Here is an 8668-nt window from a genome sequence, read left to right as displayed (position 1 = left end):
CGGTACGTAACCCGGTACTCTCGGTTCAATACCCAACCCCGAATATGATCGGTTGTATCCTCTTTAATTTGCTCAGTAGTACGACCTTCTAAAGCGGCTAACCGCATAGTAACCACGGGAACCTGCTGAATGAGCGGTAAATCAAAAGATTGGGTCAGCTGTGCTAACTCTTCTTCCTGATCGGACTGAATATCAAATAACACCATGTTGGGCTGATGCTCGCTTCCGGTGAGAGCCACTTTATCAATTAGCACTTGCTGCACAAAGAAAAGTACTCCAATCAATGCCGTACCCAAACCAATGGTGACAATCAGTACCAATGTTTGATTATTAGGTCGGTACAGATTAGCCAGACTCTGCCGCCACAAATAGCTCCATCCTACTGGGAAGAAGCGTCGTACGGCGAACATCAGCAGGCGAGCCATACCACCCAGGATCAAAAAAGCCACCAACGTGCCTCCGGTAAAGATCAGCGCATCTAACCAATTGTTAAGTTGAAAGTAAGAGAACAGAAAAATAAATACCGTAATTAGTCCGAACACTAGATAGCGAAGCGGGTCAGGTACCTGATCCTCATCAGCCGAAGTACGCAGCGTACGCAGCGGTGAAACTTTTCGTACCGAAAGTAATGGCAATAGAGCAAACAGAATAGCGATTAGCAATCCGGTGATAACTCCTTGGAAAATCGCTGACCACGAGAGCGCGATGTCTACTTCTACTGGAATAAAGTCCGCAAATAACTCCGGTAGCACAAACTGAATAGCCGTTCCTAAGGCTGCGCCAATGATTGCCCCCAGCAATCCCATAACTCCGATCTGAATCAGGAATATCCAGACTCCGTAAGCACCTTTACCGCCCAAACAACGTAGCACTGCAACAGATAATACTTTCTCCCGCAGATAAATGTGTACTGCACTGGCTACACCTAGGCAGCCTAGCAGTAAGGCAATAAACGCCACCAGATTTAAAAAGCCGGTCAGGTTCTGATAGCTCTCGCCAATCTCTTCTTTACGTTCGTCTACATCATCGTAGCGAAGCTCCTCTTGTTCTAAAAATGGCTCAATGGATTCTTCCATTAACTGAGCTACGTCAGTTCTCTCCGGGAATTTGAGATACAGTTTGTAGTTCACTCGACTGCCTTTTTGCAGCAACCCGGTTTCTTCTAAATACTGCATTGGAATGTAGACCGGAGGAGCTACGGTAGCCGCAATACCAGGTTGCCCCGGTACTTTATGAATGCTTCCATCCAATGTAAAGGTAAGCTCTCCCACTTTGATCGGATCGCCCGCTTGGGCGTCAAACTGCAACATTAGCGTATTATCCGCTAATGCTTCCTGCCCGGCACGAAACGCTCGACTAGCTTCCACCGGCTGAGTTTCAATGGCACCGTAGTAGGGAAACTCTCCTTCCAGCGCCCGAACTTGCACCAGCCGGGTTCCTCCACTTTCGGGAAACAGCACCATAGAAGCAAAGCTCACTTCTTCCGATATTTCAGCATCTAGCGAATCAAAAAAAGTACGTACCGTATCCGTTATCGGGAAGCGACTTTCTACCACCAAATCGGCCCCCAGTAGCTTCTTCGCTTCACCATTAATCTCCCGTCGCATATTATCGCCGAAGGAGTTAATCGCGACTAATGCCGCAATACCCAGCACCATACTACTCATAAATAGCAGCAGACGCGAGCGGTTCTTGCGGCTATCGCGCCACGCCATCGTTAAAAACCAGGAAAAATTCATAGGGTGTTAGTTGAAAAGGGATAATGGAAGATTGACAGTGAGCAAGCTGCTACGGTATAAAATAGCTATGTGTAGTGTGTTCTTCGAAGTTGAATTAACATTAGTTAGTCAAGTACTGCTCGGCTTCCGCTACACTACTGATCAGCGTAATTCCCTCGGCAGCGCAAGCACCACGGAAGTCGTTCTCATCGTAAGAGGCGAGGTAAGGTAGCGAATGGTGTAGGCACGTTGCTAGAATTAGAGCATCATTAGATAGCAGGTTGTACTTAACCATCAGACTAGGTACCGCAGATACTATCTCAATATTAGTTGAAAGGATAGAAAATTGACTGAGAAAGGTAGACACCTCTTTTTCGTCCAGATACGTGGATATTTCCCCATTCATTTTGATCGTTAAAGGCGATTTATTACCTCGGATAGCTAAACTATGAAACAAAAACTCACTTACCACAGTGCTACTAATATGCATCACCGCGCTCCCTTCTAAGCAAGCTTCAATAAAGTTAGTTTTACTGCCTTTTACATGTTCCACGAGTATCGACGAATCTGCAAATATTTTCATTGCTTATACCACTCATCTTCGGGTAATATATAATCCCCAGGTTGATAGATACCGGCGAAGCGTTGAATCACTGCTAATTTTTCTTGTTTTGCTTGCTCATTGAGTTTTTCTGCTTTTTTCTCAACAGTAATATTGACTTCTGTTCCCTTAAATTCTTCTGGCAGTTCAATAGTCAGAGTGCGGTCTATTAACTTTTGTTTCGTCTTAAATACTTCCATAATCTAGATATTTAATTTTAAGAGAATTTACTGCTTGTACCATTCCTCCTCGTCTATTTCTACGGTAGAATTCCGAGCTATTCCTTTAGCATCTCGAAGTGATTGCCACTTATCTGCTTTCTTTGTTTTCAGAGAATCAAATACTTCGTTTTGCAATACAATCACTTCTACCTCAGCATTTTCAAATTCTGCGGGAAGTTCAACCGTAAGTGTACGGTCAACGACTCTCTGTTTTATTTTATAAGCTTCCATATTTCTTAGTTTACGTGCTTTCTTATACTATACCACTTTCCGATTCATCACGTTTTCCACTGCCCGATCTTCAATCAATTTTCCGCCTTTGATCCGCAGAATTCGTTGGGTTTTCTCAGCTAGTCCTAAATCGTGAGTAACAATCACCAGGGTGGTTCCGGCTTCGCGGTTTAGGTCAAAGATCAGCGATTCAATGTGCTGTCCGGTTTCCTCGTCCAGATTACCGGTAGGTTCATCGGCAAACAAAATTTTGGGTTGATTAGAGAAGGCCCGGGCAATGGATATCCGTTGCTGCTCACCGCCCGACAGTTGACTAGGGTAATGGTGCTGCCGATCTGCTAACCCTACCTTATCTAGTAGCTCTAAGGCGTAGCGACTCACATCTTTTTTGCCCTGTAGCTCCAGAGGCACCATCACATTTTCCAGCGCGGTAAGCGTTGGCATCAGGTTAAAGCTTTGGAAAATAAACCCGACGTGTTTTCCTCGTACCTCCGCTCGTTCATCTTCATTAAGATTATCTAATGTTACTCCATTTAGTGCTACTGATCCGGAAGTTGCTCGGTCTAAACCCGCACACAATCCTAGTAAGGTGGTTTTTCCACTACCGGAAGGCCCTACAATGGAACAGGCAGCCCCCGACTCCAGAGCAAACGACACATCGTGTAAAACAGTAAGTTGGCGACTGCCGCTCTGATATGTTTTAGTAAGGTTTTCTACTTTTAAAATATTTGACATAAGTAATTAATTCCTTCCATCCTTTTCTTTTTTAAGATAGAACACTTTCATTGGTGTTTCTAGTTAAGTTACGGTAAGTATTCACAAAAGATTTTCTCATGCGGTTTCGTTCTCCATTACTTTTTATTCTGATTGCTTCTTATTACTTGGCCTGCCAACCTCAAAACCAGCCAACATCAGAAGAATCAAGTGAACTAGTTGCTGAAACTGAATCAGCAACCGTAGAGGAGACGAATAAACCCACTATTTTATTTTTTGGCAATAGTTTAACCGCGGGCTACGGGCTTGATCCTTCCGAAGCTTTTTCCTCCATTATCCAAAAGCGACTAGACTCTCTCAACCTAGATTATCAGGTAGTGAACGCCGGTTTAAGTGGCGAAACTACTGCCAGCGGTAATACTCGCCTAAATTGGGTGCTGGAACAGCAGCCAATTGACATATTTGTGCTAGAACTGGGAGCCAATGATGGTTTACGAGGTATTAGTACCGAAGAAACCCAGCGTAATCTGAATGCTATGATTGACAAAGTGCAGGAAACTTATCCTGAAGCAGAGATTATTTTGTCTGGTATGTTGGTACCCCCCAACATGGGGGCCGGTTATGCAGCTGATTTTCAGAAAATATTTCCTAAAGTAGCCGATAATCAGGAAGTAGCGTTGATACCTTTTTTACTAGAAGATGTAGCTGGTGAACCCGAACTTAATTTACCCGACGGCATTCACCCTACTGCAAAAGGCCATCAAATAGTAGCTAATACCGTTTGGGAAGTATTATACCCCCTCTTGGAAGTTGCGAGTTAGCTCTCTAGTCCACAGTCAGCAGCCCATAGTCCATAGAAACTGGTAACCTAATCAAGCATTCTTCGCTGTCACTATCAACTGTACATTGTTAATTGCTCACTGCTAATTGTTACAAACTATCCCAATTGAACATTACGTTACTAAAGTCTCGGTTCCGAAGGTCTTCGGGAAGAATAAAGAAGTTAGCAGTCCCGGTATCACCCCACTCAATTTCGTTCTTAGAGTCTATTTGAAGTAAAAGAGTTGCCTCGGCAAAATCATCAATTTCAAAGCGAGGGTCTTCTTGAGTAAAGTGAGCGTAGCCACCCATTTTGTGGCCCGGGCCTTGGGCAAATCGGCGATACTCGCGCCGAACCGGATCAGCATCTGCCCCAAACTGATCAAAGAAGGTATGCGGTGACTCCCCAAAAACTTCGTCAAAGTGAATGTCTTCGGGAGAAACCGAACCAGCTTCCTTGTTGAATGTGAGAGAATACTTGTCCTCAAAGGGCATATCTTCAAATACTGGCAAAAAGCTAAAGTCACGTTGGCGATTTTCTTCATCAACTTCAGCAAAGTAGAGTACGCGAAAGTTTTGTTGATCGGTAGGCTCATCTAAATCCAGGCCGTACATATCGTCATTGGCGATGTAAAACTGCAAAATACCTTTCTGCGGAAAGTCCTCCAGTTCAGGTAAATCTTCACAGTTTATCTGCGCTAGCAAAAATAGCGGATCACCATTTTCAGCGAGCGGATAGTCTACATCCACCGGCAAATACGGTAATCCACCGAACTTACTTTGAATAACGGCTACATCTTCGTCAATTTGCGCTTGAATTCGAATATACGGACGAAGGGATTGTTCAACAGCAGAGCGATAAGCTGCCAATGAAGGTGGCAACGATGATAATGGGGAGTTCATAGCCTACGAACAGACAAAAAATAATAAATAGGTAATTGATTTAAAGCAAAGGTAGAAAAACTGTAGCGAAAGTTCTATGTTCAAGTTGAGTATGAGAAAAATTATTAACCCATTAGACATAGGCACGTTACTTAAAGGCTTAAAGATACATTTTTAACTGATGAAACAAATATTTTTTACACCCGGTCCTGCTGAATTATATTTTACGGTAGAGAGTCATATAAAAAAAGCTTTAAATAAGCAGATTCCCTCTATTTCGCACCGTAGTGCTCAATTTCAATCTATCTTCCAAGAAGCGGAAGAGAATTTAAGAAATCTACTAGGTTTACCAGGCAATTTTCATGTTCTTTTTACCGGATCGGCCACCGAGATTTGGGAACGGATTATTCAGAATTTAGTAGCTGAACGTAGTTACCACTACGTGAATGGTGCTTTTTCGGAACGATTCTACCAAATTGCGCAAGAATTAGGTCGTTCGCCAATAGTGCAGAAGGCACCCGCAGGTGAGTGTGCTTTGGTTAATTCAAGTGCGATTCCGACTGATACTGAATTAATTGCCTTTACCCAGAATGAAACTAGCACGGGAGTTGCCCACCCCCTAGAAGATATTTACCAAGTACGGCAAAGCCATCCTGATGCTATTGTTGCCGTAGATGCGGTTTCTACATTGCCGTACATACCATTAGATTATACCCAGATCGATACTGCATATTTCTCGGTTCAGAAAGGGTTTGGACTACCTGCGGGGTTGGGCGTATGGATAGTGAATGACCGGTGTCTGGCTAAAGCCGAGCAGCTAGTTACGCAGCAGAGTATTGGCTCGTACCACTCTCTACCTTCGTTGTTCATGAAAGCTCAGAAAAAACAAACTCCCGAGACACCAAATGTATTGGGTATCTATCTTTTAGCTAAGGTAGCGGAAGATATGCTCATTAAAGGAATAGATGTAATACGCAATGAGACTAAATTTAAGGCGGGTATGATGTACCAAATGCTATCTGAGCACCCAAAATTCACTCCGTTTGTGGAAAAAGAAGAACATCGATCTAGGACTGTCATTGTGGCAGAAACCCAAAGTCATTCATCAAAAATTATTGAAGAGCTAGGGCAAAGTCGACTAATTGTTGGAGATGGCTATGGTACATTTAAAGGCAAACACGTTAGAATTGCCAATTTTCCTACGCACTCCAAAGAGCAGATGATATTACTAATCGATAAAATGAGTGCAATTTTGTAACAAAATTGGTATAGAATGTGTAGACATATAGAGGAATAGAAACCACTAAGTAAATAGAACGCTAAACTTTATTACACGTATACTAAAGAGGTGTTTATTAGTTTTTCGCTCTTGATAAACGTCACGTACTTTACTCATGTCAACCACACAAAACAACCAGTTTGTTAATTCTAAAGAAGGATTGAATAATATGCATCCTGTAAAAAAAATAATGGTAGGGTTAGATAATACCGAAATGGATACTTCATTGATCCAGTTCGCCTCGTTTCTAGCCCGAACCGGATCGGCCGAATATGTTCACTTTGTAAATGTTATTAAGCGCACCCCATTGCCCTCGCCACTTCGTCAGGAATTTCCTAATTTATTAGAGAAGGCTCAAGTTGAACGTCGGCGCGAGCTAGAGAAGAAGGTGATTGAGCACTTCGATCTGACCCTTCCGGCTAAAGCAAAAATCTCTATAGAAGAAGGCACTATGCCTTCTAAACAGATTCTAAAGCTGGCTGATAAACATAGTGTTGATGCTATTGTAATAGGCCGTAAGAAGAGCCTTAAAAACAATAGCGTTGTTACACAGCGATTAGCTCGTCGGGCTACCTGTTCACTATTGATCGTGCCAGAACGGGAATATACCCGAGTTAGTAAATTGATGGTAGCTGTTGACTTTACCAGAGAGTCGGTAGCCGCTTTGGAAGAAGCTTTATCAGTAGCTCGCCGCGAAGGAGCAGCGGGTAGTAAAATAGACATTATTTGCCATCATGCTTATCAGGTACCGGTGGGTTACCACTATTCCGGAAAGACTTTTGAAGAATGCGGCGACGTAATGTGTGAGCACGCTCGCAAAAAGTATGATAAGTTCATCAAGAAGGTAGATACTTCCGGAGTGAAAGTAATTCCAAGCTTCTCGTTAGTAAAGAATGATGATGTTGTCAGTAACATTTACGAGACTGCTCAAGAAAATAATGTTGATTGTATCGTAATTGGCGGTAAAGGGAAATCAGCACCTACCGCGTTGTTTCCCATTGGTACTACTACTGAGAGATTGGTAGAAAAAGACTCAGAAATTCCGTTGTTAATTGTGCGACACAAGCACAAAAATGCCGGATTGATTGACATGCTTCAGCGTATCTAAATTTTATTAAACTATTTGATGAACCGTAGGCTATTCAGGCTACGGTTTTTTTATGGCTAACAGGTTACCAATTTGGTAGGCAGTTCGCTCCAGGTTCTTGGCAGTATTCGCCAGGGCTTCGCTCAGTAACTGTGGTCGAGGACCAATAGGGAAGATCGCATCGTACTCCAGATAATTTTTCGGAGCGTAGTCTTTCGGAACGCTACCCACCAGTATGATGACCGGCTTTTGCTGCGCTTTGGCTTGTTGCGCTACGTAAAACGGTCCTTTTCCACCTTGCGTTTGCTGATCAAGTGCTCCTTCAGTGGTAATTAGTAAATCAGCTTGATCTAGCGCGGTCTGAAATCCGGTTTTGGCTAACAGAAACTCGGTACCATTCACTAGGTCAGCACCAAAAAAGGCGTACAATGCAGCCGCTACTCCACCCGCCGCCCCACCCCGAGGCAAACGAGCAATTTCTTTTCTCAAATGTTTCTGAACTAGACTACTATAGCGCAAGAAGTGTCGTTCAATTTCTACTACTAGCTCGGGCGAAGCTCCCTTCTGTGGCCCAAATACTTCCGCCGCACCCACCAATGTATTGGTCACATCGCAAGGAACCGTGATTCGGCAGTGCTCGAGCCGACTATCTAATCCGCTTACATCTATGCTATACAGAACCGCCAATCCATCGGCACCCCGAGGAATCTCGTTTCCGTGTTCATCCTTCAGCTTTGCTCCTAGTGCCTGAGCAATTCCCAGTCCACCGTCCACGGTAGCACTTCCGCCTACGCCCAGCACAATTTCATCAACTCCCTGGTTTAATGCTTCCTGAATGAGTTGCCCGGTGCCGAAGGTAGACGTTTTACGTGGGTCACGCTCATCGGCAGTAAGTAATCGTAACCCAGAAGCCTCGGCCATTTCAATTACCGCAGTTTTCCCGTTCTGAATTAATCCGTAGGCTGCCTGCACCGGACGTCCCAATGGATCTTCTACCGTAGCGTATTTCTTTTGACTATTGGTTTGCGACAGCATGACTTCCAGCATTCCGTCACCCCCATCGGCAATTGGCTGCAATGTGCACTCCGGATGTAGCTTACTTTGTTCTAATCCGCG

Annotated in this window: 10 protein-coding genes; 3 read left to right on the top strand and 7 right to left on the bottom strand. The window is 43.9% G+C overall.

All coding sequences use genetic code 11. The features are described 5' to 3' along the window. The 5 genes from WBA23_RS06015 to WBA23_RS05995 all read right to left on the bottom strand — a co-directional run. On the bottom strand, positions 1–1739 hold a 1739-nt coding region (locus tag WBA23_RS06015; protein ID WP_424581348.1), incomplete at its 3' end, for an ABC transporter permease. A 100-nt stretch (positions 1740–1839) separates the two neighbouring features. Further along, positions 1840–2301 carry a type II toxin-antitoxin system VapC family toxin gene (locus tag WBA23_RS06010; protein WP_424581347.1) on the bottom strand — a complete coding sequence of 154 codons (462 nt, stop codon included), beginning with the start codon at positions 2299–2301 and terminating at the stop codon, positions 1840–1842. Then, positions 2298–2519: a hypothetical protein gene (locus WBA23_RS06005; protein WP_424581346.1), complete on the bottom strand. Its 222-nt coding sequence runs from the start codon at positions 2517–2519 to the stop codon at positions 2298–2300. The genes WBA23_RS06010 and WBA23_RS06005 overlap by 4 nt, the downstream gene beginning before the upstream one ends. A 27-nt stretch (positions 2520–2546) precedes the next feature. Then, complete coding sequence (locus WBA23_RS06000; protein ID WP_424581345.1) at positions 2547–2771, bottom strand: hypothetical protein; 225 nt, start codon at positions 2769–2771, stop codon at positions 2547–2549. Between the two features lie 27 nt (positions 2772–2798). Beyond that, positions 2799–3506, bottom strand: coding sequence for an ABC transporter ATP-binding protein (locus tag WBA23_RS05995; protein ID WP_424581344.1), 708 nt, complete (start codon positions 3504–3506; stop codon positions 2799–2801). A 98-nt stretch (positions 3507–3604) separates the two neighbouring features. Between WBA23_RS05995 and WBA23_RS05990 the strand changes: the two genes are divergently transcribed. Then, a complete protein-coding gene (locus tag WBA23_RS05990) occupies positions 3605–4306 on the top strand; it encodes an arylesterase (protein WP_424581343.1) in 702 nt (233 codons plus the stop codon). 109 nt (positions 4307–4415) lie between these two features. Here WBA23_RS05990 and WBA23_RS05985 read toward each other — a convergent pair whose 3' ends face one another. Beyond that, positions 4416–5207 carry a YwqG family protein gene (locus WBA23_RS05985; protein ID WP_424581342.1) on the bottom strand — a complete coding sequence of 264 codons (792 nt, stop codon included), beginning with the start codon at positions 5205–5207 and terminating at the stop codon, positions 4416–4418. Between the two features lie 160 nt (positions 5208–5367). On the opposite strand from WBA23_RS05985, the gene WBA23_RS05980 reads away from it, so the two are divergent. Beyond that, the gene (locus WBA23_RS05980) at positions 5368–6444 is read left to right on the top strand and encodes an aminotransferase class V-fold PLP-dependent enzyme (RefSeq protein ID WP_424581341.1); all 1077 of its coding nucleotides are present in this window, start codon (positions 5368–5370) and stop codon (positions 6442–6444) included. A 136-nt stretch (positions 6445–6580) separates the two neighbouring features. Next, positions 6581–7573 (top strand): universal stress protein, encoded by a 993-nt coding sequence (locus WBA23_RS05975; protein ID WP_424581340.1) that lies wholly within the window; start codon positions 6581–6583, stop codon positions 7571–7573. A gap of 39 nt (positions 7574–7612) precedes the next feature. Here the strand turns inward: WBA23_RS05975 and WBA23_RS05970 are convergent. Continuing rightward, on the bottom strand, positions 7613–8668 hold a 1056-nt coding region (locus tag WBA23_RS05970; protein ID WP_424581339.1), incomplete at its 5' end, for a glycerate kinase.

The organism is Tunicatimonas sp., from assembly GCF_049647865.1.
In the GTDB taxonomy this organism is placed as follows: domain Bacteria; phylum Bacteroidota; class Bacteroidia; order Cytophagales; family Cyclobacteriaceae; genus Tunicatimonas.
This window is presented reverse-complemented; position numbering and strand designations above follow the sequence as displayed.

What these genes read in the sequence shown, in the direction of transcription:
- WBA23_RS06000 (WP_424581345.1), bottom strand. Translation starts at nt 2,771, where the DNA reads ATGGAAGCTTATAAAATAAAACAGAGAGTCGTTGACCGTACACTTACG.
- WBA23_RS05985 (WP_424581342.1), bottom strand. Translation starts at nt 5,207, where the DNA reads ATGAACTCCCCATTATCATCGTTGCCACCTTCATTGGCAGCTTATCGC.
- WBA23_RS06010 (WP_424581347.1), bottom strand. Translation starts at nt 2,301, where the DNA reads ATGAAAATATTTGCAGATTCGTCGATACTCGTGGAACATGTAAAAGGC.
- WBA23_RS05975 (WP_424581340.1), top strand. Translation starts at nt 6,581, where the DNA reads ATGTCAACCACACAAAACAACCAGTTTGTTAATTCTAAAGAAGGATTG.
- WBA23_RS06005 (WP_424581346.1), bottom strand. Translation starts at nt 2,519, where the DNA reads ATGGAAGTATTTAAGACGAAACAAAAGTTAATAGACCGCACTCTGACT.
- WBA23_RS05990 (WP_424581343.1), top strand. Translation starts at nt 3,605, where the DNA reads ATGCGGTTTCGTTCTCCATTACTTTTTATTCTGATTGCTTCTTATTAC.
- WBA23_RS05980 (WP_424581341.1), top strand. Translation starts at nt 5,368, where the DNA reads ATGAAACAAATATTTTTTACACCCGGTCCTGCTGAATTATATTTTACG.
- WBA23_RS05995 (WP_424581344.1), bottom strand. Translation starts at nt 3,506, where the DNA reads ATGTCAAATATTTTAAAAGTAGAAAACCTTACTAAAACATATCAGAGC.